22 protein-coding genes, 3 tRNA genes and 1 pseudogene are annotated in these 24,959 nt (G+C 39.9%); 9 read left to right on the top strand and 17 right to left on the bottom strand.

From position 1 onward, the window contains the following. Nucleotides 1–26: 26 nt before the first annotated feature. The 4 genes from infB to DDU33_RS08265 all read right to left on the bottom strand — a co-directional run bounded on the left by infB (nucleotide 27) and on the right by DDU33_RS08265 (nucleotide 4,856). The gene (gene infB, locus DDU33_RS08280; protein ID WP_108924660.1) at nucleotides 27–2,585 is read right to left on the bottom strand and encodes a translation initiation factor IF-2; all 2,559 of its coding nucleotides are present in this window, start codon (nucleotides 2,583–2,585) and stop codon (nucleotides 27–29) included. 14 nt (nucleotides 2,586–2,599) lie between these two features. Beyond that, on the bottom strand, nucleotides 2,600–4,096 hold the full coding sequence (gene nusA, locus DDU33_RS08275) for a transcription termination factor NusA (protein ID WP_108924658.1): 1,497 nt from the start codon (nucleotides 4,094–4,096) through the stop codon (nucleotides 2,600–2,602). Between the two features lie 33 nt (nucleotides 4,097–4,129). After that, nucleotides 4,130–4,591, bottom strand: coding sequence for a ribosome maturation factor RimP (rimP, locus tag DDU33_RS08270; RefSeq protein WP_005818806.1), 462 nt, complete (start codon nucleotides 4,589–4,591; stop codon nucleotides 4,130–4,132). Between the two features lie 188 nt (nucleotides 4,592–4,779). Beyond that, nucleotides 4,780–4,856: transfer RNA gene (locus DDU33_RS08265), tRNA-Met, on the bottom strand. A 153-nt stretch (nucleotides 4,857–5,009) separates the two neighbouring features. On the opposite strand from DDU33_RS08265, the gene glnS reads away from it, so the two are divergent. Then, nucleotides 5,010–6,677, top strand: coding sequence for a glutamine--tRNA ligase (gene glnS, locus DDU33_RS08260; RefSeq protein ID WP_005819270.1), 1,668 nt, complete (start codon nucleotides 5,010–5,012; stop codon nucleotides 6,675–6,677). Between the two features lie 29 nt (nucleotides 6,678–6,706). Here glnS and DDU33_RS08255 read toward each other — a convergent pair whose 3' ends face one another. The 8 genes from DDU33_RS08255 to sspA all read right to left on the bottom strand — a co-directional run bounded on the left by DDU33_RS08255 (nucleotide 6,707) and on the right by sspA (nucleotide 13,422). Continuing rightward, nucleotides 6,707–7,537, bottom strand: a complete 831-nt coding sequence (locus tag DDU33_RS08255) for a metal ABC transporter permease (RefSeq protein WP_108924656.1) — start codon at nucleotides 7,535–7,537, stop codon at nucleotides 6,707–6,709. Next, nucleotides 7,537–8,409: a metal ABC transporter permease gene (locus tag DDU33_RS08250; protein WP_108924654.1), complete on the bottom strand. Its 873-nt coding sequence runs from the start codon at nucleotides 8,407–8,409 to the stop codon at nucleotides 7,537–7,539. Before DDU33_RS08250 ends, DDU33_RS08255 begins: the two co-directional genes overlap by 1 nt. Nucleotides 8,410–8,412: 3 nt before the next feature. After that, entirely contained in the window at nucleotides 8,413–9,174 is a 762-nt protein-coding gene (locus tag DDU33_RS08245) for a metal ABC transporter ATP-binding protein (protein WP_005824145.1), read from the bottom strand. A gap of 62 nt (nucleotides 9,175–9,236) precedes the next feature. Next, nucleotides 9,237–10,115 carry a metal ABC transporter substrate-binding protein gene (locus tag DDU33_RS08240; RefSeq protein ID WP_108924651.1) on the bottom strand — a complete coding sequence of 293 codons (879 nt, stop codon included), beginning with the start codon at nucleotides 10,113–10,115 and terminating at the stop codon, nucleotides 9,237–9,239. 124 nt (nucleotides 10,116–10,239) lie between these two features. Further along, nucleotides 10,240–11,373, bottom strand: a complete 1,134-nt coding sequence (locus tag DDU33_RS08235) for a methionine biosynthesis PLP-dependent protein (protein WP_108924648.1) — start codon at nucleotides 11,371–11,373, stop codon at nucleotides 10,240–10,242. A 19-nt stretch (nucleotides 11,374–11,392) separates the two neighbouring features. After that, nucleotides 11,393–12,205 carry a 4-hydroxy-tetrahydrodipicolinate reductase gene (dapB, locus tag DDU33_RS08230; RefSeq protein ID WP_108924646.1) on the bottom strand — a complete coding sequence of 271 codons (813 nt, stop codon included), beginning with the start codon at nucleotides 12,203–12,205 and terminating at the stop codon, nucleotides 11,393–11,395. A gap of 153 nt (nucleotides 12,206–12,358) precedes the next feature. Continuing rightward, on the bottom strand, nucleotides 12,359–12,778 hold the full coding sequence (locus DDU33_RS08225) for a ClpXP protease specificity-enhancing factor (protein WP_108924643.1): 420 nt from the start codon (nucleotides 12,776–12,778) through the stop codon (nucleotides 12,359–12,361). Beyond that, nucleotides 12,778–13,422 (bottom strand): stringent starvation protein SspA, encoded by a 645-nt coding sequence (gene sspA, locus DDU33_RS08220; RefSeq protein WP_005824155.1) that lies wholly within the window; start codon nucleotides 13,420–13,422, stop codon nucleotides 12,778–12,780. Before sspA ends, DDU33_RS08225 begins: the two co-directional genes overlap by 1 nt. Before the next feature lie 221 nt (nucleotides 13,423–13,643). Between sspA and purE the strand changes: the two genes are divergently transcribed. From purE to purK, 3 genes are read left to right on the top strand one after another with little or no spacing between them, the layout of a single operon-like run. Further along, the gene (purE, locus tag DDU33_RS08215) at nucleotides 13,644–14,138 is read left to right on the top strand and encodes a 5-(carboxyamino)imidazole ribonucleotide mutase (RefSeq protein ID WP_108925292.1); all 495 of its coding nucleotides are present in this window, start codon (nucleotides 13,644–13,646) and stop codon (nucleotides 14,136–14,138) included. A gap of 10 nt (nucleotides 14,139–14,148) precedes the next feature. Beyond that, nucleotides 14,149–15,114 carry an asparaginase gene (locus DDU33_RS08210; RefSeq protein ID WP_108924641.1) on the top strand — a complete coding sequence of 322 codons (966 nt, stop codon included), beginning with the start codon at nucleotides 14,149–14,151 and terminating at the stop codon, nucleotides 15,112–15,114. A gap of 19 nt (nucleotides 15,115–15,133) precedes the next feature. Continuing rightward, the gene (purK, locus tag DDU33_RS08205) at nucleotides 15,134–16,222 is read left to right on the top strand and encodes a 5-(carboxyamino)imidazole ribonucleotide synthase (RefSeq protein WP_108924639.1); all 1,089 of its coding nucleotides are present in this window, start codon (nucleotides 15,134–15,136) and stop codon (nucleotides 16,220–16,222) included. 79 nt (nucleotides 16,223–16,301) lie between these two features. Here the strand turns inward: purK and pmbA are convergent, their stop codons facing one another. Then, entirely contained in the window at nucleotides 16,302–17,651 is a 1,350-nt protein-coding gene (gene pmbA / locus DDU33_RS08200) for a metalloprotease PmbA (RefSeq protein WP_108924636.1), read from the bottom strand. 93 nt (nucleotides 17,652–17,744) lie between these two features. Here pmbA and yjgA point away from each other — a divergent pair, with 93 nt between their 5' ends. Both yjgA and DDU33_RS08190 read left to right on the top strand, forming a co-directional pair. Then, nucleotides 17,745–18,278 (top strand): ribosome biogenesis factor YjgA, encoded by a 534-nt coding sequence (gene yjgA / locus DDU33_RS08195; RefSeq protein WP_108924634.1) that lies wholly within the window; start codon nucleotides 17,745–17,747, stop codon nucleotides 18,276–18,278. Further along, entirely contained in the window at nucleotides 18,279–18,653 is a 375-nt protein-coding gene (locus tag DDU33_RS08190; protein WP_108924632.1) for a SirB2 family protein, read from the top strand. 62 nt (nucleotides 18,654–18,715) lie between these two features. On the opposite strand, the gene sbcB is transcribed toward DDU33_RS08190, so the two are convergent. The 3 genes from sbcB to DDU33_RS08175 form a co-directional block, all read right to left on the bottom strand. Next, nucleotides 18,716–20,260 (bottom strand): exodeoxyribonuclease I, encoded by a 1,545-nt coding sequence (gene sbcB, locus DDU33_RS08185; protein ID WP_108924630.1) that lies wholly within the window; start codon nucleotides 20,258–20,260, stop codon nucleotides 18,716–18,718. 416 nt (nucleotides 20,261–20,676) lie between these two features. Further along, nucleotides 20,677–20,750, bottom strand: a tRNA-Cys gene (locus tag DDU33_RS08180). 17 nt (nucleotides 20,751–20,767) lie between these two features. Continuing rightward, a tRNA-Gly gene (locus tag DDU33_RS08175) sits at nucleotides 20,768–20,843 on the bottom strand. Nucleotides 20,844–21,054: 211 nt separating this feature from the next. Here DDU33_RS08175 and DDU33_RS08170 point away from each other — a divergent pair. The 3 genes and pseudogenes from DDU33_RS08170 to DDU33_RS08160 all read left to right on the top strand — a co-directional run. Beyond that, nucleotides 21,055–22,101, top strand: a complete 1,047-nt coding sequence (locus DDU33_RS08170) for an ABC transporter substrate-binding protein (protein ID WP_108924628.1) — start codon at nucleotides 21,055–21,057, stop codon at nucleotides 22,099–22,101. 87 nt (nucleotides 22,102–22,188) lie between these two features. Beyond that, nucleotides 22,189–24,177, top strand: a complete 1,989-nt coding sequence (locus DDU33_RS08165) for an ABC transporter permease (protein ID WP_108924626.1) — start codon at nucleotides 22,189–22,191, stop codon at nucleotides 24,175–24,177. Nucleotide 24,178: 1 nt separating this feature from the next. Continuing rightward, nucleotides 24,179–24,364 (top strand): annotated as a pseudogene (locus DDU33_RS08160) (ATP-binding cassette domain-containing protein); the annotation flags it as partial. A gap of 68 nt (nucleotides 24,365–24,432) precedes the next feature. On the opposite strand, the gene DDU33_RS08155 reads toward DDU33_RS08160, so the two are convergent. After that, nucleotides 24,433–24,951 (bottom strand): tetratricopeptide repeat protein, encoded by a 519-nt coding sequence (locus DDU33_RS08155; protein ID WP_108924623.1) that lies wholly within the window; start codon nucleotides 24,949–24,951, stop codon nucleotides 24,433–24,435. Nucleotides 24,952–24,959: the final 8 nt, after the last annotated feature.

Below are 24,959 nucleotides of genomic sequence, written 5' to 3'. Positions count from 1 at the left end.
ATCAAGATATTTTTATAAATATATGATTAGATCGAACGTTTTACTTCAACCACTTCGAATACCTCGATTTGGTCGCCGACTTTTACATCGTTGTAGTTTTTCACGCCAATACCACATTCCATACCGTTACGCACTTCTGAAACGTCATCTTTGAAGCGGCGGAGAGATTCTAGCTCACCTTCAAAAATCACCACGTTGTCACGTAATACGCGGATTGGGTTGTTACGTTTTACTACACCTTCGGTTACCATACAACCTGCGATTGCACCAAATTTCGGATGACGGAAGACATCACGGACTTCTGCCAAGCCAATGATTTCTTGCTTGAATTCAGGTTGTAACATACCGCTCATTGCTGCTTTGATTTCGTTTAATAATTCATAAATAATTGAATAATAACGTAAATCAATGTTTTCGCTCTCAATCACACGGCGTGCTGATGCATCTGCACGAACATTAAAGCCTACCATAATTGCATTAGAAGCTGCCGCTAAAGTTGCATCAGTTTCGGTAATACCACCAACACCAGAACCTACTACTTTCACTTTTACTTCATCAGTTGAAAGCTCATGTAATGCTTGAACAATCGCTTCGACAGAACCTTGTACGTCTGCTTTAACAATAACATTCAATTCTGCCACATCGCCTTCTGTCATATTGCTAAACATATTTTCAAGTTTCGCTTTTTGCTGACGAGCCAGTTTCACTTCACGGAATTTGCCTTGACGATATAACGCTACTTCACGTGCTTTTTTCTCATCACGTACAACGGTTGCTTCATCACCGGCTGCAGGCACACCAGAAAGACCAAGCACCTCAACAGGAATAGATGGACCAGCCGAATTCACGTCTTTACCGTTTTCATCACGCATCGCACGTACACGACCGTACTCGAAACCACAAAGTACGATATCGCCTTTGTTTAAAGTACCGGATTGAACAAGAATGGTTGCAACCGGACCACGACCTTTATCAAGGTAAGATTCGATAACAACACCGCTTGCCATACCTTCTTTCACGGCGGTAAGCTCTAATACTTCTGATTGAAGTAAGATCGCTTCAAGCAATTCATCAATACCTAAACCTTTTTTCGCTGATACCGGTACAAATTGTACGTCACCACCGAATTTTTCAGAAATTACTTCGTGTTGTAATAACTCTTGTTCTACACGATCCGGATTTGCTTCCGGTTTATCAATTTTGTTTACCGCAACCACAATTGGTGCACCTGCTGCTTTAGCGTGTTGGATTGCTTCAATGGTTTGTGGCATTACGCCATCGTCCGCAGCAACAACAAGCACCACAATATCCGTTGCTTTTGCACCACGTGCACGCATTGAAGTAAATGCTGCGTGTCCCGGTGTATCTAAGAAAGTAATCATCTTACCGTCATCAGTTTCAACGTGGTAAGCACCGATGTGCTGAGTAATACCGCCAGCCTCGCCTGCTGCCACTTTCGCTTTACGAATGTAGTCAAGCAATGAGGTTTTACCGTGGTCAACGTGTCCCATGATTGTTACAACCGGCGCACGAGTCACTTGTTCTGCGTGTAAGTCGCGGTCTTCTAAAATCGCCTCTTCAAGTTCATTTTCTTTACGAATAATAACTTTGTGTCCCATCTCTTCAGCAACAAGTTGCGCCGTTTCTTGGTCGATAACTTGGTTGATCGTTACCATTTCGCCCATTTTCATCATGGTTTTAATGATTTCTGTTGCTTTTACTGCCATTTTGTTGGCTAATTCAGCAACAGTGATGGTTTCGCCAAGAACAACATCTGCTTTAACCACTTGAGCTGGTTTAGTAAAGGCTTGCTGTAAAGCAGCACCTTTTTTACCGTTTTTACCCTTGCCTTTTTGGTCTTTCTGATTACGACGATCCGCATTGCGCTCGTTTTTATCATCTTCACGACCTTTTTTCGCTTTTGCAACACCGGTTTTACCATTACGACCACGATTACCTTCACTACGGCGATCATTATCACGATCTGCATCACGTGCATAGCTAGAGGTAAAGCGATCATCTTCATAATCATCATTACCGCTATCCATAGACTCTTCACGCTCAATTTCCGCTAAACGGCGAGCATTTTCTGCAGCACGTTTTGCATCCATTTCTGCTTTTTGACGGGCTAATTCTTCTTGTTTACGGCGAAGCTCTGCTTCTTCTTTTTTCTTCGCTTCTTTTTCAGGATCAACCGCTTTCTCTTGTTTTGGTTGTTCTGCTTTTGGTGCTACCGTTTTGGGCTTACTATTTGGCATAACCGGCACGCTATGTGCAGCTTTCTTAGCGGCTTCTTGCTTTTCAGCTTCTTCTTTTTTCACTGCTTCTTCTTTAGCTTTTGCTTCTTGAGCAGCTTTCTCTGCAGCCTCTTTTGCTTCTTTTTCCGCTTTTTCTTTAGCAGCTTTTTCAGCTGCTAATTTTGCTTCTGCTTCAGCTTTTTCTTTTAACGCTTTCGCATCAATTTTTACTTTTTTCTCTTTTACTTCAACCGCTTTTGTTTTACCGGCTGTTGTTGTCGCACTTACCTTGTTGGTTTTACGTGCACCACCTAGGGAAAGCGTTTTTTTCTCTGTTTGTTCTGTCATTACAAATTCCTCTCTTAGCTAAACCAACAAATTTGACGAGCTGCCATAATTAATTCACCGGCTGCTTCTGCAGATAATTCTTCAATATCCGCTAATTCGTCAGTGCCTTGTTCAGCAAGATCTTCAAGCGTAGTAATACCTTTTTCTGCCAATCTAAAGGCAATATGGCGTTCCATACCTTCAAGATTTAATAATTTCTCATCAATATGCGCTTGTTTTAATGCTTCTTCTTCCGCTAATGCTTGTTTGGTGATTGCATTTTTCGCACGAGTTTGGAGTTCCTCAACAAGATCTTCATCTTCTAAACCATCAATTGCTGTTAAAGCATCCACTGGGACATAAGCAATCGCTTCTAAAGAGGTAAACCCTTCTTCAATTAACACTTGTGCAAATTCTTCATCAATTTCTAACGCTGATGTTAATAAATTGATAACTTTACCGTCTTCTTCTTGGTTTTTCTTCTCTAACTCTTCAACCGTCATCACATTTAATGTCCAACCCGTTAATTGAGTTGCTAGACGAACGTTCTGACCGTTGCGACCGATTGCTTGCGCTAAATTTTTCGCTTCAACTGCGATATCCATCGAGTGAGTTTCATCGTTAATCGTAATTGAGCTTACATCTGCTGGCGCCATTGCATTGATAACAAATTGTGCAGGATTATCATCCCATAACACGATATCAACACGCTCACCACCTAATTCATTGCTGATCGCTTGAACACGTGCACCACGCATCCCCACGCAAGCACCTACTGGGTCAATACGTTTATCATTGCTTTTTACTGCAATTTTTGCACGAGAACCCGGATCACGAGCTGCACCTTTAATTTCGATAGTTTGTTCGCCAATTTCCGGTACTTCTAATTTAAATAACTCAGTAAGCATTACCGGTTTAGCACGAGTTAAGAAAATTTGTGGTCCTTTCGATTCTGGTTTGATCGCATATAAAACCCCACGAACACGGTCACCCGGACGGAAGTTTTCACGAGGAAGCATATCTTCACGAGCAATCACAGCTTCGCCTTTGATGTCTTCTGTTTTACCTTGTAATTCAAGGAAAATGTTATCACGAGTGACTTTCTTAACTGTAGCACTAATAATTTTGCCTTCATCCGAACGGAATTCATCAATGATTTTGCCTTTTTCAGCTTCACGAATTTTTGTTTTAACAACTTGACCGAAAGTTTGAATCGCCACACGGCCAAATTCGATAGATTCAACTTCGTCTTCAACGACATCGCCTAATTGAATGTCTGGATTTTCAAATTGTGCTGCTTCAAGGCTAATTTCACGTGTCATATTGTGCACGTCTTCTACCACTAACCAACGGCGGAAAGTTTGGAAACTACCGGTTTTACGATCAACAACAACACGAACGTCAATATCTAACTCACTGCTTTTTTTCGTTGCAATTGTTAAAGCGGTTTCTAATGCTTCAAAAATTGCTTCTTTTGGTAATTGCTTTTCATTTGAAACCGCTTCTGCGGCAAAAAGAATCTCTTTACTCATGGAATTTCTCTCTAAAAAATAGATTTGGTTAAGTTAAAAATTAAACACTGGTACTAAATTTGCCTTTTGAATATTGCCGAAAGCAAATTGACGTTCTTCATTATCCACAATAAGGGTAATTAAATCGCCATCCACTTTTTCCAATTTACCTTGCCATTTACGGCGATCGAACATCGGAATACGTAAATGAATGGTAATTTCACGCCCTACAAAACGTTCATAATGTGCTAACGTAAATAATGGGCGATCTAGACCAGGCGAAGAAACTTCAAGGTTATATTTATCTGCAATCGGATCTTCCACGTCTAAAATTGCACTGACTTGACGGCTAACATCACTACAATCGTCAATGGTTACACCGCCTTCTTTATCGATATATAAACGCACCGTTAAAAAACGACCTGCACGCTGACATTCAATACCAACTAACTCGCATCCCATTGCTTCAATGGTATCTTGCGTTAATTCTGTTAATTTTTGTTCTAAGGTTGCCAAAGAATTTTCTCCAGATATAAAAAAAGAGCCTTACCAGCTCTTTATGATACGAAATATATTGTACCAGCCACTTTAACTGTTTTTTAAAACGTGAAAGCGGTTTGTTTTATGCTTTATTTTGCAATTTTCAAGATAAACTACATAAAACAAAGCTCACAGACCTAATCAGGAATGTGAGCCTACAAAACTGGTTGCGGGGGCTGGATTTGAACCAACGACCTTCGGGTTATGAGCCCGACGAGCTACCAAGCTGCTCCACCCCGCGTCTGATGTGGGCTATTATAGAGGAAAAGAAAATAAAGTCAAATGTTTTTGCAAAATTATTTTCTTTTTTAACCGCTTTGATGAGTTCCTTTAATTCAGTGTAAATACAGTGTAGAATATCAGGATATTTTACTTAAATTTATAAGAGATAATTATGAGCGAAGAGATTTTAACGCACGAAGATGTGCGTGCAAACTTTATTACCCATATCATTGATGAAGATTTAGCATCAGGAAAACATAATAACGTCTATACCCGTTTCCCACCTGAGCCAAATGGTTATTTGCATATCGGTCACGCTAAATCTATCTGTTTAAACTTCGGGATCGCAGAAGATTATAAAGGCTTATGTAACTTACGCTTTGACGATACCAACCCTGTTAAAGAAGACGTGGAATACGTTGATTCAATCAAAGAAGATGTGAAATGGTTAGGCTTTGAATGGGAAGGCGAACCTCGTTATGCCTCTGATTATTTCGATCAGCTTTACGGTTATGCGATTGAATTAATCAACAAAGGCTTAGCCTATGTTGATGAACTTTCTCCAGAAGAAATGCGTGAATATCGTGGTACATTAACTGAGCCAGGTAAAAACAGCCCATATCGTGATCGCCCGATTGAAGAAAACTTAGCGTTATTCGAAAAAATGAAAAACGGCGAAATCGAAGAAGGTAAAATGAGCTTGCGTGCGAAAATTGATATGGCTTCGCCATTTATCGTCATGCGTGATCCTGTGTTATACCGTATCAAATTTGCGAGCCACCACCAAACAGGCGATAAATGGTGCATTTACCCAATGTACGACTTTACCCACTGTATTTCAGATGCGATTGAGCGTATTACTCACTCACTCTGTACATTAGAGTTCCAAGATAATCGCCGTTTATACGATTGGGTATTAGACAACATCAGTATTGAACGCCCACTACCGCATCAGTACGAATTCTCACGTTTAAATTTAGAAGGCACATTAACCTCTAAACGTAAACTGTTGAAATTAGTGAATGACGGTATTGTTGATGGTTGGAACGACCCGCGTATGCCGACGATTTCAGGTTTACGCCGCCGCGGTTATACTCCTGAGTCTATCCGTGAATTCTGCCGCCGTATTGGTGTAACAAAACAAGATAACGTGGTGGAATACAGTGCGTTAGAGTCTTGTATTCGTGATGACTTAAATACCAACGCACCTCGTGCAATGGCTGTAATTAACCCTGTTAAAGTGGTGATTGAAAACTTTGAAGGCGAAGAGTGGCTGACTGCACCAAATCACCCAAATCGTGAAGAACTTGGCAGCCGTCAATTACCATTTACCCGTGAACTTTACATTGATGAAGCAGACTTCCGTGAAGAAGCGAACAAACAGTACAAACGCCTTGTATTAGGTAAAGAAGTTCGCTTACGTAATGCCTATGTGATTAAAGCAGAACGTGTAGAAAAAGATGCAAGCGGTCAAATTACAACAATTTATTGCACCTACGATCCGGAAACCTTAGGTAAAAATCCTGCAGACGGACGCAAAGTGAAAGGCGTAATTCATTGGGTATCTGCGGTACATAATAAACCTGCAGAGTTCCGTATTTACGACCGCTTGTTTACCGTTGCAAATCCAGGTGCGGAAGAAGATATTTGTTCTGTGGTAAATCCAACATCGTTAGTAGTTAAACAAGGTTTTGTTGAGCCAAGTTTAGCGAATGCAAAAGCAGAACAAGGCTATCAATTTGAACGTGAAGGCTATTATTGTTTAGATAGCAAAGATGGCAATGCCGATAATCTTGTATTTAACTTGACAGTCAGCCTAAAAGAAAGCGTTGCGTTCTAATGAAAAATCCCCCATTGAGGGGGATTTTTTTATCTATGAAATACTGCAAATCGACTTATTGCAAGTGCAATTAAAAATCCTACCGCTTGCAACAATACAATACAAGGTCCTGTGGCGACATCGAAATGGAAACTTAAAAACACGCCCCAGAAAGCACTATTTACCGCAGTGAAAATGGCGATCAGCAACATTCGGTCAAAGCGTTTGGCAAGTGTATAGCCTGTGATCCCTGGGGTAATCAACATTGCCACCACTAAAATCACGCCGACCACTTGCATTGCACTAATAATCACTAATGCCAATAACACCAGTAAGCTGTAATGTAACACTTTGATATTAAAGCCAACGGTGCGAGCGTGGCTAGCATCAAAGCAATATAGTAGGAAATCTCGGCGTTTTACTAAGATAACAAATAATACCACTAAGGAAATGGCGAGAGTTTGGTAAAATTCATTGTCGGTAATCCCAAGCAGATCGCCAAATAAGATGTGCATTAGATGTTGATCGGTTTCAACTTTGGCAAACATCACCAAACCTAACGCAAACATTCCAGAAAAGACGATCCCCATTACCGTATCTTCTTTAATGCGACTATTTTCTTTGAGATAACCCACTGCAACGGCACAAAAAATACCCGAAACAAAAGCCCCGATTGCTAATGGAATGGCTAGCAGATAGGCAATCACTATCCCTGGTAATACGGCGTGTGAGATGGCATCTCCCATTAGCGACCAACCTTTTAGTACCAAATAGCAGGACAACACGGCACAGATTAGGGCAACCACAATACCGATAACTAAGGCTTGTTGTATAAAAGGGAAAGCAAGCGGTTCAGCAAACCATTGATAGAGTGCGTCCATTATTCTCCCCCTTGACAAGCGGTCAGTTTTGCTGGATTTTTTGCAAATTTGCGTGAAACTAAACCATATTTAGGGGCGAAGAAGAACGCTAATAAAAACAGTAGGGTTTGTAGCGTGACAATAAATCCACCTGTCGCACCATCAGCAAAATAGCTTAAATAAGCACCAACAAATCCACTAAAACCGCCAAGTGAAATTGCGATAATCAATAATTTGCCGAATTTATCCGTTAATAAATACGCCGTTGCCCCTGGTGTAACAACCATTGCGATCACTAAAATTGCACCGACACTTTGTAATGCAGCAACGATACAGGCGCTGAGTAGGCTAAAAAACAGCACTTTAAGTCGCATCGGCGAAATGCCTACGGCTTTGGCTTGAATTTCATCAAAAAAGACAAGTAATAAATCTTTCCAATAAATCACTAGAAAAAAGAGTGACACCGATAAAATAATCACCACTTGTAGCATATCTTCATCGGCAATGCCTAAGATATTGCCGAGAATGATGGATTGCACATTAACGGACGTTGGATTGATAGAAATAATCAATAAACCTAAGGCAAAAAAGGTGGTAAAAATAAAGCCAATTACCGCATCTTCTCGTAATTTTGTGACGGATTTAACCACTAAGATAGCAATAGTGGCAAGAAATCCCGAAAAGAAAGCCCCGACAGCATAAGGCAAGGACAGGGCATAAGCCAGTGCTACACCAGGAACAACGGCGTGCGATAAGGCATCACCAATCAGCGACCAGCCTTTGAGCATTAAATAGGCAGATAAAAAAGCACAGACCGCCCCGATTGCACCGCTTACCACAATCGCTTTAAACATATAATCGTAGGAAAAAGGTTCTAGCAGTAACTCAAGCATTGATTATTCCTTATGTTCTCCGAGTAACTGCTGATAACGCAAGACACCGCCAAACACTCGCTCAAGATTTTCAGGGGTGAATGTTGTTTCGATCGTTCCTGTTGCCAACACTGTGCGATTAATCATTACCGCTTGATCACAAAAACTTGGTACGGCGGCTAAATTATGGGTAGAAACAAGGATTAAGTGACCGCTATCCCGAAGCTGTTTGAGCAGATCGATGATCGCATTTTCGGTATTTACGTCCACGCCAGTGAAAGGTTCGTCAAGTAAGATAATTTTGCTCTCTTGAGCAAGCGAACGTGCTAAAAACACGCGTTTTTTCTGCCCCCCAGAAAGCTCGCCGATTTGACGATCCGCAAGGTGAGCAATATTGACCCGATCCATTGCTTCCGCAACTTTTTGCTTATCCACAGCAGAAGGGATACGCAGAAAATTCATATAGCCATAACGCCCCATCATTACTACATCATAAACCGATACAGGAAATTGCCAGTCCACTTCTTCACTTTGTGGCACATAAGCAACAAGATTGCGTTTTAAGGCTTGATTGACAGGCAGTCCGCATAATTCAATCTTTCCTTTTGGCTGAACTAAGCCCATAATGCTTTTAAATAAGGTTGATTTGCCACTGCCGTTCACCCCAAGTAATGCACAGATTGTGCCGCCGTCAAGGCGAAAAGTAACATCGTGAATTGCCGTGTGTCCGTTGCTATAACGAACGGTGACATCAGAAACAGAAAGAGAACTCAGGGGAATGTTCATATTTGTTAGGTAATCCTATTTTGTAAATGTAGGGCGAACCAAAGCGGTTCGCCCAAATCGTTTTATTTTTCAAATCCAGCAACAATAGTACTTACCGTCACATTAAGTAAATCAATATAGGTTGGTACTTTGCCATCTTTGGTTGAGAGAGAGTCCACATATAACACACCGCCATAGCGTGCTTTACTCTCTTTTGCCACTTGTTTAGCCGGTTTATCTGAAATGGTACTTTCGCTAAATACCACTGGAATTTGATGTTTACGCACTTGGTCGATCACTTTGCGGATCTGTTTTGGCGTACCTTGTTCATCTTGGTTAATCGCCCAAAGATATAACTCTTTGAAGCCATAATCTCTAGCAAGATAGCTAAACGCCCCTTCGCTCGTCACTAACCAACGTTGTGCTTCAGGTACTTTTGCCAAACGCTCACGCAACGGCTGATCTAAGGCAACGATCTTATCGGCATAGGCTTTTGCATTCGCATTATAGGCTTCAGCATTTGCTGGATCGTATTTTACTAAGGCTTGGCGAATATTCTCAATATAAATCAAGGCATTTTTCGTAGACATCCAAGCGTGTGGGTTTGGCTTATCTTTGTAAGGTCCTTCGTAGATTGAAATTGGCTCAATGCCTTCCGTTACCACAACCGCAGGCTTATCTTTCACCTGTGCAAAGAAACGCTCAAACCAACTTTCAAGGTTCATACCATTCCACAACACCAAATCCGCAGATTGTGCTTTCACAATATCCTGTGGCGTTGGTTGATAATCGTGGATTTCCGCACCTGGTTTGGTGATCGATTCGACCACCGCCTTATCCCCTGCGACATTTTGAGCAATGTCTTGAATAACCGTAAAGGTCGTAACCACTTTAAATGGTTTAGCCGAAAGAGGCATTGCGGTAATAAATAATGTAGTTAATGCAATTAAAAGTTTTTTCATTTAGATAAATCTCCCTTTTTTAATTATGGTTTTACCATTATATGAAACAATAAATCTAAATGCAAATGATTTTTAAATAAAAAGCATACTATATAATAGTATGCCTTTTATTCTATAGAGATGATTATTTCAATTGATCAAACGCTCTACGTAAGTCCGCTTTTAAATCTTCCACGTGTTCTAAACCCACTGAGAAGCGTAATAAGGTATTGGTAATACCACGAGCAATACGCTCCTGTTCCGGAATATCCATATGCGTTTGTGTTGCCGGATAAGTAATAAAGCTCTCTGTTCCCCCTAAGCTTTCTGCAAAGGTAATAAGCTTCATCGCTTTTAAAAATAATGGCACCCACTCTTCTTTTTGTAAGCGGAAAGATAACATACCACTTTTACCCGAATATAACACACTATCAATTTCCGGTTGCTCTTTTAAGAATTTTGCTAATTCCGTTGCATTTGATTGATGGCGTTCCATACGTAATGCCAAGGTTTTTAAGCCACGAACGGCTAGATAAGAATCAAACGGAGAAAGCACCGCACCGGCACAGTTTTGGAAATAAAATAAACGTTCCGTTAAGTTCTGCCCATTGACTTTCGTTGCTTCCGAATCTTTGGCAACAATCAAACCAGCTAACACATCATTATGCCCTGCTAAGTATTTAGTCGCACTATGAATCACAATATCAGCACCGTGTTCAATCGGGCGGAATAATACCGGCGTTAAGAAGGTATTATCCACAATTAACATTAAATTGTGTTTTTTCGCAATTTTTGAAATAGCGGCAACATCACACTCTTCCATAAGAGGATTTGAAGGTGTTTCAACAAAAATCGCCTTTGTATTTGGCGTAATTGCTGCTTCAATCGCATTTAAATCGGCTGTATTCACATAAACTGGTTTTAATGTGCCGTGATTTTTATGGCTAAAATCAAATAAGCGGTATGAACCACCATAAACATCGCTTGAAATAATCCATTCATCAGGTGCTTTGAAAAGCGACATCACTAATTGAATTGCAGCCATACCTGAAGACATCGCAAAACCCGCATCGCCACCTTCTAAATCGGCAATGCCTTGTTCTAATACGGCACGGGTAGGGTTTTTAGTACGAGTATAATCCCAGCCTGTTGATTCGCCAAGCCCTTCGCGTCCGTAAGCGGTCGATAATATAATCGGCGTTGCAACAGCTCCTGTACGAGGATCAGAGCGGTTACCAAGCTGAACTAATGTTGTTTCAATATTATTAAATTTTGTCATTTCATCTTCCTTTCAACGTCTATAATTGGTTCAGATTTAGCACATCAGTCATATCAAATAAGCCATTGTTTTTATCCGCTAACCATTTTGCCGCACGTACTGCACCGTTCGCAAATGTCATACGGCTAGAGGCTTTATGAGCGATTTCAACGCGTTCGCCCTCATCAGCAAACCAAACACTATGTTCGCCAACCACATCACCGGCACGAATAGTTGCAAAACCAATTTCATCACGCTTGCGTTCGCCGGTAATGCCTTCACGAGCAAAAACACCGTGTGTTTTTAAATCACGACCTAACGTTTTAGCGATATGTTCGCCCATTGATAATGCCGTACCTGATGGTGCATCGACTTTATGACGATGATGCGCTTCAATGACTTCAATATCACAATAATCGCCCATCACTTTTGCCGCTTTTTCGAGTAATTTGAAAACTAAATTCACACCTACACTATAATTAGATGCAAATACGATGCCTATTTTTTCTGAAGCTTCTTTGATCGCTTCTTTACCAGCATCATCAAATCCCGTCGTGCCGATAATCATTTTTTTCTGATGTGCCACGCAGAATTGGAGGTGTGCTAAAGTGCCTTCAGGGCGAGTGAAATCAATTAACACATCAAAATGATCAGCTTGTTCCGCTAAATTCTCCGCAATTTTTACCCCTAAGTGTCCGATACCAGCCACTTCTCCTGCGTCAGAGCCAATGAGTGATGAGCCTTGACGTTCAAATGCCGCCCCTAATTCTACCCCATCCATATTTTGTACAGCTTGAATAAGGTTACGCCCCATTCTTCCGCCTGCACCCACGATTGCAATTTTTAATGTCATATTCATTCCTGTAACTTGGTGTTGTGAAAGCACAACTTATTTCTGATAAGCGGTTTGATTTTACTCTAAATTTACAAATTTTTGGAAGAGCGATTATCAAATTCATAATAAAAAACCTCAATAAAAATGAATTTATTGAGGTTTAAAAATCAATTACTTAACTAGCTTCAGATGTGAGGATTTTTTCTTCACAACTTTTTTAGCTTTTACCTCATTGCTTTCTGCTATAGAGGTTCTTTCTAAATAGCTTTGTTCACTATAATAAGCTTCTTCTTGGAACATAATTCCATCGCCGGTTTCTTGTGCATATAACGCTTCAACAGCGCCGAATGGAATATAAATATCTCGCAACATTCCCTGAAATCTAGCGCTAAAGCTAATACTTTCATCATTGACGACATAATTACCGATAGAACGTTGGGCAATATTTAAAATAATTTTCCCTTCACGTACATACTCCATTGGCACATCCACATTCGGATAATCGCAATTCACGAGTAAGTAAGGCGTATTATCGTTATCTGTAATCCAATTATAGTAAGCGTAATAAACGTAAGGACGTAACGGTTTCATTAATCTTTATCATCCATTAAATGTTTTGGAGCCGCACCACCAACAGATTGAACAAAACTATCACGTGCAAACACACGGCTCATATAGTTTTTAATTGGTTTCGCACCATTTCCGGTAAATTCAACACCTAAATTAACCATTCTCCAAAGTAACGGTGCAATATAGCAGTCTGTTAGGCTGAATTCTTCACTCATAAAATACGGCATTGCTTCAAAAACCGGAGCAAGACCAAGAATTTCATCGCGTAATTGGGCTAATGCTTTTTGTCCTTCCGCTGAAGCAGGATCTTTATTTACGATATCGATCAATGAGTACCAGTCTTGTTCAATACGGAACATGGTTAAACGGCATTTAGCACGTGAAACAGGGTAAACCGGCATTAACGGCGGATGTGGAAAACGCTCATCCAAATACTCCATAATAATACGTGAATTAAATAACACTAAATCACGATCCACTAAAGTTGGTACGCTACCATAAGGATTCACTTCAGCAAGGTCTTCTGAAATGGTATCGGGAGCGATGTTCTCAATCTCATAAGGTACGCCTTTTTCAGCTAATACAATACGCACCTGATGACTATAAATATCCGTCTTTTCTGAAAAAAGTGTGGTTACAGAACGTTTATTTGCACTGTTTGTCATTATTACTTCTCCGATAACTCATTTAAGAATAGTAGGTTATTATAACATAAGCTACTATCAAAATAATAGCATTTAAACAGCCATTTAGATGAATAGCCCCATATCTTTGTAATATAATCACAAAAATTAACCGCTTGAAACATAACATAAAAATAGACAGGCAACCGATTGCCTTTTGTGGTATGCTTATGCACAATTTTTTAAATCATGGAAAAGAAAAAATGAATCGTCCTGAAATTGCTATTGTTATGGGATCTAAAAGCGACTGGGCAACCATGTCCGAAGCAACCCAAATTTTAGATCAATTCGAATTACCCTACCACGTTGAAGTTGTTTCTGCACACCGCACGCCGGATAAACTCTTCTCTTTTGCTGAAAATGCCGAAAAAAACGGCTATAAAGTGATTATTGCAGGCGCAGGCGGTGCGGCACATTTACCAGGTATGATTGCAGCTAAAACTATTGTCCCGGTACTTGGCGTTCCTGTTAAAAGCTCAATGTTAAGCGGCGTTGATAGTCTTTACTCTATCGTACAGATGCCAAAAGGTATTCCGGTCGGTACATTGGCAATTGGTCCTGCCGGTGCAGCAAATGCGGGGCTACTTGCAGCACAAATTTTAGCCGCATTCAAACCAGAGTTTGCTGCAAAATTACATGCCTTCCGCCACGCTCAAACCCAGCTGGTTTTAGATAATCCGGATCCTCGAGTGGAATAAGCAGAATAATATGGCAAAACGTATTCTTATTTTACACACAGGCGGCACCATTTCGATGAGCGAAGGGGAAGATGGAAAAGTCTCCCCTTCTGCTCGTAATCCATTATTAGATGCGCTTGAGCGTTTAAATCATCCAGCGGAACTCTCTCAAGAAGCTGTTTTAAATGTGCCTTCTCCACATATTAACCTTGAACATTGGTTATTGCTTAAAAGTCGTATTGAAAAAGCGGTAAACGAAGAACATTTTGACGGTATCGTGATCACCCACGGCACCGATACGCTCGAAGAAACCGCTTATTTTCTTGATTTAGCTCTAAACATCAATGTTCCTGTTGCCATTACCGGTGCAATGCGTTCAAGTAACGAATTAGGGGCGGACGGCTTAATCAACCTCCAAAGCGCAATTTTAGTTGCGTTAAGTGAAGAGTCCAAAGGAAAAGGCGTTTTAGTTGTAATGAACGATGAAGTTCATAATGCGAAGTTTGTTACCAAAACGCATACGACTAACGTAGCGACATTCCAAACACCAACGTTTGGTCCTTGTGGATTAATAGCAAAAAATAAAGTGCTTTATTTCCAACAACTAAGCCATTACGAACGCTTCCCGATTCGTGAAATTACCAAATCGAACATTCAACTCGTTAAAGCCTATGCCGGAATGGATAGTTTCCTATTAGAGCAACTTGCTCATCACGGTTGTGATGGTGTGGTTATTGAAGCCTTAGGTGCTGGAAATTTACCGCCGGCTAGTTTAAAAGGTGTTAAAGCCTTATTAGAAAACAGCATTCCTGTTGTACTTGTTTCTAGAGCCTTTCACGGAGTAACACAAGACGTGTATGATTATGTTGGGGGAGGAAAACAACTTAAACAACAAGGCGTTATTTTTACCACGGGGTTAAGCGGTCAAAAAGCCCGCATCAAGTTAATGGTATTGCTTAATCAGCAACGAGAAAAACCATTAGCCGACTACTTCTAATTTTACGAGGTTAATTCAAATGCAAAAAAGTGCAATCTACCCACCCATTTATGTTCTAGGAAACGGACAACTTGGCAGAATGTTACGCTATGCAGGTGCACCACTAGATATTGAAGTTAAACCACTTGCCTTCGATGCGGATGTTTTTGAACTTGAAGAAAACAGCATTATTACAGCAGAAATTGAACGCTGGGCAGATACACCGCTTACCCAACTGTTAGGTAATCACAAAAATTTTGTGAACCTTAATGTTTTCGGACGTTTAGCGGATCGTTTTACACAAAAAAGCCTACTCAATCAGTTAAATCTTTCTACTTCTCCGTGGAAACTTCTTGAGAATAAAGCGCAGTGGCAGCAAATTTTTACCGAAATTGGCGAGAAAGTCGTTGTTAAACGCCGTACAGGAGGGTATGACGGCAGAGGGCAATGGATCGTTACCGCAGAAAATACCGACCAAATTACCGATGATCTATTCGGCGAAGTGATTGTCGAAAAATTCATTCCCTTTGATGGCGAGATTTCAGTGGTAGGTGCAAGATTTAGAGATGGTTCAACACGCTTCTACCCTATTACGCATAACCTCCAACAAAATGGTATTTTACGTTACAGTGTATCAGATGTAACGCTACCTAATCAGGACATATTCCAAGCTCAAGCTGAAAAAATGCTTGGCGCGATTATGCAAGAATTGGATTATGTAGGTGTCATGGCAATGGAATGTTTTGTGGTGGGAGATAAACTTCTCATCAATGAACTTGCACCGCGTGTACACAATAGTGGCCACTGGACCCAATTAGGCTGCTCAATTAGTCAATTTGAACTACACCTTAGAGCATTATTAGACCTACCAACCCCCAAATTGACACCAATAGCACCAAGTGTGATGGTCAATCTTATCGGCATTGAGCATACTAACCAATGGTTAAATCTTCCTTTTGCTCAACTCCATTGGTATGGTAAAGAAGTTCGAGCGGGTAGAAAGGTGGGGCACATAAATCTTTGTCATCCCGATAAAAATGTTCTTATCGATCTCCTTGAACAGCTCCGACCAAATTTAACGGAAGATTTTAATTCAGGGCTGGATTGGGTAATCGCAAAACTCGCCTAAATTTAGCAAAAAGGGCAAATATCACTTATTTGCCCTTTTAAATTTGTAAAAGATCTAATTTTTTAACCTCTTCTTGCAACTACTCCCCAGACACTTTCATTTTCTCAATTAAAATTGAACCAGTCTGAATATTTGAACGGTGTTCAATATCATCTGCGACTGCAACAATATTTTTAAACATTTCTTGAAGTTGTCCGGCAATAGTAATTTCTGCAACAGGATATTGGATTTCGCCATTCTCGACCCAAAAACCTGCTGCACCTCTAGAGTACTCTCCCGTTACGGCATTGATAGCCGAACCAAGAAACTCCGTTACCAATAGACCTGTACCCATTTCTTTGAGTAAAGCATCTAAGCCACCGGTACGGTTTGGTTTTACAAGCCAGTTATGAATACCACCGGCGTGTCCTGTTGTTTTTAACCCCATTTTACGAGCCGAATAACTGGTCATTAAATAGGTTTGTAATACACCTTCGGTAATAATTTCTCGATTTTGTGTTTTTACACCTTCGCTATCAAAAGCTGATGATGCGAGTTGACGTAATAAATGTGGTCTTTCCGAAATCGCAAACCATTCCGGTAGAATTTGCTTACCAAGGTGATCGAGCAAGAAGCTGGATTTTCTGTATAAAGCACCACCGCTAATCGCTCCGGCAAGATGCCCGACTAGCCCGGTGGCAACATCGTTATAATAAATCACAGGGACTTCACAGGTTTTGATTTTTTGGGGATTTAAACGATCTACCGCCTTAAATGCAGCTTGCTGCCCTACCAATTCCGGTGATTGTAATTTCTCGAATTCACGTGAAATCGTATATTCATAATCTCGTTCAAGCTGATCTTCATAGGCAGAAATCACACTACACGAAAGTGAATAACGGCTAGAAAGGTAGCTTTGGAACATGCCGTGCGTATTTCCATAAACACGAACACCGCTATGCGAGTTAAAACTTGCACCTTCACTGTTCACAATATGTTCATCGGCATTTAAAGCGGCATTTTCGGTTTTGATCGCCATTTCTAATGCTTGTTCAACGGAAATATCCGCTTGATGATAAAGCTCCAAATCAGGCACTTCAAACGCCATTTCCTCTTTATCCGCTAAGCCCGTACATTCATCTTCTGAAGTATATTTGGCAATAGCGAGAGCAGATTCCACCGCTCGTTGAATTGAAGCGGTTTGTAAATCGGACGTTGAAGCATTCCCTTTGCGCTTACCTAAATAAACGGAAATCCCTAAAGAGCCGTCATTGTTAAATTCAATATTTTCAACCTGTTCCAAGCGACTTGAAACCGATAAGCCTGCCACTTTCGTGACACTAACCTCTGCTTCTGCACCTGCTTTTTTGGCAAAATTCAGGGCAAATTCAACCGCTTGTCGAAGTTCTTGTTCTTGCGTTTGTAATTCTTGTTTTGTTACTAAAGACATAATTTTCCAATGTGAGTCATCAATTTTGGCATATATTCTACCCTAAATTTCTGTTAAACTAGGTAAAATTTTTGTAATAAATCTGGAGCAATAATGGCAAAAAAACGTAGTAAAAATGAAATTGATTGGACTGATGAAGATGAAGAAATTATTTGGGTCAGTAAAAGTGAAATCAAACGTGATTCAGAGCAACTGAAAAAACTTGGCGCAGAGCTAATCGAACTTAGCCCACAAAATTTAGAGAAAATTCCTCTTGATGAAGATTTAAAAGATGCGGTACGCCAAGCACAAACTTTTAAATTAGAAGCTCGCCGCCGTCAAATTCAATTTATCGGGAAATTACTTCGCAACCGAGATCCTGAACCGATCCAAGAGGCATTAGATAAAATTAAAAACCGCCATAACCAGCAACAAGCGTTATTGCATAAACTTGAATTAGTCCGTGATCAGCTTATTGAGATGGGCGATGCATCATTAAATCACTTAATGGATGAATACCCACAATTAGATCGCCAACATTTACGCAATCTCATTCGTTCGGCACAAAAAGAGAAAGAAGCGAATAAAGCACCGAAAGCCTATCGTGAGATTTTCCAATACTTAAAAACAGAAATTGCAGAGGGTTAAATGTTAGAAATTTTACCAAAATTAATTCATAGCCACGCTGGCTTTGCTTATTTAAGTTTGATTTTATTATTAACCCGTGGGGCATTAAGTGCCAAAGGGGTAAATTGGCGTAAAGTGAAAGTGTTGCTGATTGCACCACATTTAGTCGATACTCTGCTTCTATTAAGCGGTGCGATTGTCGTTTCGGTTTACCTTTCTAATGGCATTTATACGCTTTCAGAATTAAGTTGGTTATTAGGCAAGTTTTTATTTATTGTGCTTTATATCGTTTTCTCGGCTAAAGCCTTTAAGAAAACACAATCTTTTTCATTAAAGTTTTATCTATTGGCTGTCATTAGTTTTATGATGGCAATGATGATTGCCGTCATGCATTAAAAGGCATAATAGACGGTATAGTAGACAAAGGGCAAGTTCAAATACTTGCCCTTTACTTTAGATTACTTAATCAAAGTTTTTAACATCGCCAACTTTTCTGCTTTGCTCATCGTATTTTCTGCCACTTGATTTAACTCATTCACTAAATTAGGCTGCTGTTCTTTTTGTGTATAGGCTACACCTTGAGCCTGTGAAATCTGAGCCACATAAGCGGTCAATTCTTCCAATAATTTTACCTTTTCTTCATCATCGTGATGAATTTGGAATAATGTTTCGATGGATTGTGCAAATTGCTCCGCCCGTGAATCCAGTTGTTGATGGCAATACTTCTGCCATTTAATTTGTTCAGCGCGTGTTAATGTTTCCGGATAATGTCTTGCTCGATAGTGGAATAATAATTTTTCCACACGAGGATCCGCAAATTGTAAGCCGTGATGGGCTAACTCTTCCGGTGCCAAGCTACGCAAAATACTCATATTATTTTTATCCGCTTGCGAGAAAAAGCCATCATAAAGCGATGTTTCAACATTATCACTCGGTGCAAAAGTACGATCTTCAGTAAAAATCTCAATCACTTTCTCACGCACAAGGCTTTTTTGTGCCTTTAATGCTTTTAAATTCTCTAGGCATTGCTCTCTATCAATACCTAAACGTGCAGCGTTTTCCGGAAGTAATACTTTTGCCGGTGCGAGAATAGGGCATTTATTGATATGCACTAATTTCAACGGCACAGGCTTTTCTTGCTCAGAAAGTTCTGTTCTTTTTGTATAAAGGCGATTTTTTAATACTTCGCTGCTTTCATTTAATAAGCCTTGAATATCGCCCGATAAATCACACACTATGACTGCATTTTGATTTGTTGGATGCCATGCAAGAGGTACAACCCAAGCTGTATTACCACGATAATTCCCTAGCATACCTGATACGTGAACAAGCGGTGTCATTTCTGCGGTATCAATCAATTTCTCAATTTCTTTTTTTCCACGATGCTCAAAGAAAAATTGAAATAATTTAGGCTGTTTCTCTTTGATCAATTTTGCTATTGCGATGGTTGCGTATACATCCGACATAGCATCATGCGCATTTTCGTGGGCAATGCCATTGGCTTTGGTCAAATTCTCTAATTTAAAATTAGGAATTCCCTCTTCATCCGTTACCCATTCAATCCCTTCCGGACGTAACGCATAACACGCACGAACCACATCAAGCAAATCCCAACGGGAATTTCCATTTTTCCAACTATATTCGTAAGGATCAAAAAAATTGCGGAAAAAGGTATAACGTGTCATCTCATCATCGTATCGAATATTGTTATACCCAATCACACAAGTATTTGGCTGGCTGAATTCGGCATGAATACGTGTCGCAAATTCGGGTTCAGAAAGCCCTTCAGCGTTACATTGTTGCGGTAGAATACCTGTTACCATTACCGCTTCGGGTGATGGTAGGTAGTCAGATGTTTGCTTGCAATAAAACATTACAGGTTCGCCAATAATGTTGAATTGCTCATCGGTACGAATACCTGCAAATTGCGCAGGGCGATCTACGGCAGGATTAACGCCAAAACTTTCGTAATCATAAAAGAAAAATGTTAATGCTTTTTCCATGCTAATTTTATCGTGAAATCAAATTAGTATGATTGTATCACAACCTAGCCCTACGGTTAGCAAATCTCGCTCAAAAAAAAGCCCGTATTCAATATTCGAATACGGGCGGAGGTCTTATTAAGAAAATGAAAAAAACTTGCTGCTGATAAATCAGTTACGTTTAGTCAGACTCAAGAAAAACGGGAAAGTTCATAAAAAATAGAGTTTTTTTAATTTTTTAGTTTCGTACTTAATCTGACAACGAAATATATATTTATTCCACAGAAGATATTATGTGATTACCTCCAAAACACCCACAAAAAATTTGGATAGAATAGATTTACTTTGGACTAATTCGAATAGTAATTTTACACAAGGATTGAAATTACTAAGCTTATATAGCTTTAGATTTGTAAAACAACTGAAAAATAAGTTAATGGAGGCGTGTCCCGGAGTCGAACCGAGCTACATGGATTTGCAATCCAGTGCATAACCGCTTTGCTAACACGCCGTTGATAAGATAAAAAATGGAGCGGGAAACGAGGCTCGAACTCGCGACCCCGACCTTGGCAAGGTCGTGCTCTACCAACTGAGCTATTCCCGCATTTGGAGCGTTGCGCTAAACAACGAGGTGCATTTTACGGATTTTAACTCCGCTGTCAAACAGAAAAATGATTTTTTTTGCCAACCGCCTAAAAAAAATTCATTTTGCCTATTTAAATGTCATTCTAAGCAGAATAACGTTTATCCTTGACAGATATTATCCATATGATACATTCCCTCCACTTTTCTTTTAAATATTGTAAGGAAATCATATGCAAAAACAACTTAAAAAAGTGCTCTGGGGACTCGGCGTAGCAACACCTTTATTGATGTCAAATCCGACATTAGCAGAAGGTCGTTTAAATATTTACTGCACCGTACAAAACGAAGTGTGTGAAGACGTTGCTCAACGTTTTGCAAAGAAATATGATGTCGAGACTTCTTTTATTCATGCCAGCACAGGAACGATTTTAGGTAAACTCAAAGCTGAAAAAGATAATCCTCAAGCAGATGTTTGGTATGGTGGTACGATTGAACCTCATTTCCAAGCTGCTGATCTCGGTCTTCTTGAACCATTCCGCCCAGCAAATCAAGCGAATATCCTTCCTCAATTTAAAAATCTAACCGCTTCTAAAAAAGGAGAATATACCTCCATTATTTATATGCTTGTTCTAGGTATGGGTGTAAATACAGAGAAATTAAAAACATTAGGGCTAGAAATGCCAAAAACTTGGGATGATTTACTCAACCCTAAACTTCAAGGTGAGATCCAAATTCCAGATCCTCGTTCTTCCGGCACAACATTTACGGTTATGGCGACTCTTATTTCACTTTGGGGAGAAGAAAAAGCCTTTGAATACTTAAAAAAATTAGATGCTAATATCTCTCAATATCCAAAAAGCAACCTCGTAACCTCTAATTTAGTGAGAGGCGAAATTGCAGAGAGCATCGGCTTTATTCATGCTTATACCACAGAAAAAGAAAAAGGAAACCCGATTGAATATGTCCTTCCTGAAGGGAAAATCGGCTATGCACTCGGAGGCTCAAGTATCATCAAAAATGCACGTAATTTAGCAAATGCAAAATTATTTGCAGACTTTGTTTTAACAAAAGAAGTTCAAGAACTTACCTGGCGTGATCACGGCTTATACCAAATGCCGACCGTCATCAATGCGGAAGCCTCCTCAAAGCTGCCAAAACCTGAAACACTTAACCTAGTAGAGTATGATTTTGAAAAATTTGGTTCAAGTGAAGAAGGTAAACGCCTCATCAATAAATGGGTTGAAGAAGTCAAACTTGCTGATAAATTAACAAAATAAGCAAGAACCTTCACGCAAGCGGTTAAATTTTTGCTAGAATTCGCAATATTTTTGGGAAATTTAACCGCTTACATTTTTTATCAATTCATGCATCTATTTTCTACTCGCTCCCCTCTTTGGCTTATCTTGCCGGTCATTGCTTTTATTGCATTGCCTACTCATGCATTGCACTATGGCTTATGGGGCTCAACAAGCCAAGAATGGCTTGCTGCAATGGGATGGCATGAAATCAATCTCAGTTGGGTATGGTTTGGCAGTTTTCTCGCTATACCATGGGTAAAGCCGCCTAAAAATCGCCTTTATGCCCTTATCGGCATCACAAGTTTTATTTTACTTTCTGCCATATTTTGTCAAATACGCTTGGGGTATGCCGTTATCTTTCTGTTTTTATCCCTTTTTATGCTCACGGTTGAAGCCCTAGCCCAATTGCGAGTCATGCAAGGCGAACGTTTTATCATTGGTTCATTGCTCGCCGTTTTTATTCTTTTATTTGTTTTTATTTTATACCCTTCATTAGCAATTTTTAGCCATTTATTTTATGAAGACGGCACTTATTCTCTGCAATCTGCAAAACAGGTCTTTCTTCAATCGCACTTGCTAAATACGATTTGGAATTCTCTTCGTGTTTCAGCTTCTGTTGGCTTGCTTTCAACATTACTCGGGCTTTGCTTAGCCCTTTACACCACTCGAATTGCAAAGAAAACACAATTTTTAGGAAAACTCTTTTCGATCTTACCGATTGTCACTCCCCCATTCGTTGTTGGGCTTGGTGTTGTACTATTGATGGGCAGAACAGGCTATATTACCCAAATTCTTGTTGAGTATTTTGGTATCAGTAAGAATTGGCTTTACGGTTTTAATGGTATTCTTATCTCGCATACCCTCGCATTAACGCCGATGGCGTTTATGGTTATCGAAGGAGCGTTAAAATATATTCCAGCTCAATTCGAAGAAGCCAGTTATAGTTTAAGAGGCTCAGCAAACCAAACTTTCCGATTTGTGCTTTTTCCGCTACTAAAACCGGCATTAGGCAATGCATTTTTAATTACTTTTGTTCAATCCCTAGCCGACTTCAGTACACCTTTCGTTTTAGGTGGAAATTACGAAGTCCTTGCTGGACAAATCTATTTTTATATTGTCGGCGCACAACCTAACTATGCAGCTGCCAGCACCATGGGATTTATTCTTCTCAGTTTCTCCCTACTTTGCTTTTTAATTCAATACTGGTGGATCGGAAAACGCACTTACACAACAGTATCCGGAAAAGGAAATCAAACAAATCATACTCCTCTTGCAAGCGGTCTAAAAAAACTGATCATTTGCATTTTAGTTATTTGGGTTCTATTTAATGCCGTTTTATATGGTTCGATTTTCTTTGGTAGTGTTGTAGTGAATTGGGGTGTCGATCACAGCTTTACCCTCAAGCACTATCTTCGTCTATTTGGGCAAGGCATCAATTTTGGCGGTTTCCCTTCCCTTATTCATACGGTCACTTTTGCTCTTTGTGCAGCTCCGATTACCGCTATCATCGGTTTACTGATAGCTTACCTCACTGCTCGCAAACCATTTAAAGGCAAAAAGTATTTTGAGTTCCTTACGCTACTCTGCTTTGCAGTACCAGGGACGGTGGCAGGGCTCTCTTATGTGATGGCGTTTAATAATGCACCATTTTATTTAACAGGCACAAGTATCATCATTGTTTTATCCATGGTCACCCGTAATATGCCAATCGGTATGCGTTCAGCAATGGCTGGACTGGCACAGATCGACAAATCTCTTGAGGAAGCTTCACTCACACTCAAAGGTAGTGCATTTGATACCTTCCGTTTTATCGTGCTACCATTACTCAAACCAGCCTTATTATCGGCATTGGTTACCAGCTTTGTGCGTTCAATGACGACTATTAGTGCGATTATTTTCTTAGTGACCCCCAATACCCAAGTTGCAACATCTTATATTTTAAGCAGGGTTGAAGATGGCGATTATGGTTTAGCTGTCGCTTATGGTTCTACACTGATTTTAGTCATGATGGCTGTTATTTTCGGATTTAATAAATTGATCTATCGTAAAGGTTAAAATGAAGAGTGAATTCTTAGTCTTAAAAAATCTCCATAAGTCATTTGGGAAATCTCATATTATTCAGGATTTCAATTTAACCTTAAAACAAGGTTCTATGACGACCTTACTCGGCCCTTCCGGCTGCGGTAAAACAACCATTTTGCGTTTAATTGCCGGGCTAGAACAACCCACAAGCGGTCAAATTAACGCCTCATTTTGCAGAAAACGGCTGCCAACTCCGCCAAGCCGTTTATATGGGAAGCCATTGGGAAATTATTGCTGAATGGCAAAATCAACCTCTTTTCCTTGCTCATCAAATAGCACACCTAAATTAAATTGAGCCTTTGCAAATAGTTCACGAGAATCCTCTTTTTGAATCAATTGCCATGCCCCTATCGCCTCAGACACTTTTCCTTGTTTATAAAACAATACGCCTAAATTAACTTGAGCATTTGCAAACCACTCTGCAGAATCCTCTTTCTGAATTGATTGATAAATGTCTATCGCCTCGGAGGCTTTTCCTTGCTCATCAAATAGCACACCTAAATTAAATTGAGCCTTTGCAAATAGTTCACGAGAATCCTCTTTTTGAATCAATTGCCATGCCCCTATCGCCTCAGATGCTTTTCCCTGTTTATAAAACAATACGCCTAAATTAACTTGAGCATTTGCAAACCACTCTGCAGAATCCTCTTTCTGAATTGATTGATAAATATCTATCGCTTCATCTAGTTTTCCTGCTTGAACTAACTGTGTAGCTGTTGAAAATAATTCTGTATAATTTTTTGGCATATCTATTT

It is taken from the genome of Actinobacillus porcitonsillarum, assembly GCF_003101015.1.
Classification (GTDB): Bacteria; Pseudomonadota; Gammaproteobacteria; order Enterobacterales; family Pasteurellaceae; genus Haemophilus_A; species Haemophilus_A porcitonsillarum.
Note: the sequence above shows the minus strand (reverse complement) of the source record. Positions and strands in the feature narration are given on the sequence as shown.

Bases quoted from the DNA above. Each gene is read 5' to 3' on its own strand.
- pmbA (WP_108924636.1), bottom strand. From the start codon at position 17,651: ATGTCTTTAGTAACAAAACAAGAATTACAAACGCAAGAACAAGAACTT.
- sspA (WP_005824155.1), bottom strand. From the start codon at position 13,422: ATGACAAACAGTGCAAATAAACGTTCTGTAACCACACTTTTTTCAGAA.
- sbcB (WP_108924630.1), bottom strand. From the start codon at position 20,260: ATGGAAAAAGCATTAACATTTTTCTTTTATGATTACGAAAGTTTTGGC.
- infB (WP_108924660.1), bottom strand. From the start codon at position 2,585: ATGACAGAACAAACAGAGAAAAAAACGCTTTCCCTAGGTGGTGCACGT.
- purK (WP_108924639.1), top strand. From the start codon at position 15,134: ATGCAAAAAAGTGCAATCTACCCACCCATTTATGTTCTAGGAAACGGA.
- dapB (WP_108924646.1), bottom strand. From the start codon at position 12,205: ATGACATTAAAAATTGCAATCGTGGGTGCAGGCGGAAGAATGGGGCGT.
- DDU33_RS08240 (WP_108924651.1), bottom strand. From the start codon at position 10,115: ATGAAAAAACTTTTAATTGCATTAACTACATTATTTATTACCGCAATG.
- glnS (WP_005819270.1), top strand. From the start codon at position 5,010: ATGAGCGAAGAGATTTTAACGCACGAAGATGTGCGTGCAAACTTTATT.
- DDU33_RS08255 (WP_108924656.1), bottom strand. From the start codon at position 7,537: ATGGACGCACTCTATCAATGGTTTGCTGAACCGCTTGCTTTCCCTTTT.
- DDU33_RS08245 (WP_005824145.1), bottom strand. From the start codon at position 9,174: ATGAACATTCCCCTGAGTTCTCTTTCTGTTTCTGATGTCACCGTTCGT.
- nusA (WP_108924658.1), bottom strand. From the start codon at position 4,096: ATGAGTAAAGAGATTCTTTTTGCCGCAGAAGCGGTTTCAAATGAAAAG.
- DDU33_RS08225 (WP_108924643.1), bottom strand. From the start codon at position 12,778: ATGAAACCGTTACGTCCTTACGTTTATTACGCTTACTATAATTGGATT.
- DDU33_RS08250 (WP_108924654.1), bottom strand. From the start codon at position 8,409: ATGCTTGAGTTACTGCTAGAACCTTTTTCCTACGATTATATGTTTAAA.
- DDU33_RS08165 (WP_108924626.1), top strand. From the start codon at position 22,189: ATGCATCTATTTTCTACTCGCTCCCCTCTTTGGCTTATCTTGCCGGTC.
- DDU33_RS08155 (WP_108924623.1), bottom strand. From the start codon at position 24,951: ATGCCAAAAAATTATACAGAATTATTTTCAACAGCTACACAGTTAGTT.
- yjgA (WP_108924634.1), top strand. From the start codon at position 17,745: ATGGCAAAAAAACGTAGTAAAAATGAAATTGATTGGACTGATGAAGAT.
- DDU33_RS08170 (WP_108924628.1), top strand. From the start codon at position 21,055: ATGCAAAAACAACTTAAAAAAGTGCTCTGGGGACTCGGCGTAGCAACA.
- DDU33_RS08190 (WP_108924632.1), top strand. From the start codon at position 18,279: ATGTTAGAAATTTTACCAAAATTAATTCATAGCCACGCTGGCTTTGCT.
- purE (WP_108925292.1), top strand. From the start codon at position 13,644: ATGAATCGTCCTGAAATTGCTATTGTTATGGGATCTAAAAGCGACTGG.
- DDU33_RS08210 (WP_108924641.1), top strand. From the start codon at position 14,149: ATGGCAAAACGTATTCTTATTTTACACACAGGCGGCACCATTTCGATG.
- DDU33_RS08235 (WP_108924648.1), bottom strand. From the start codon at position 11,373: ATGACAAAATTTAATAATATTGAAACAACATTAGTTCAGCTTGGTAAC.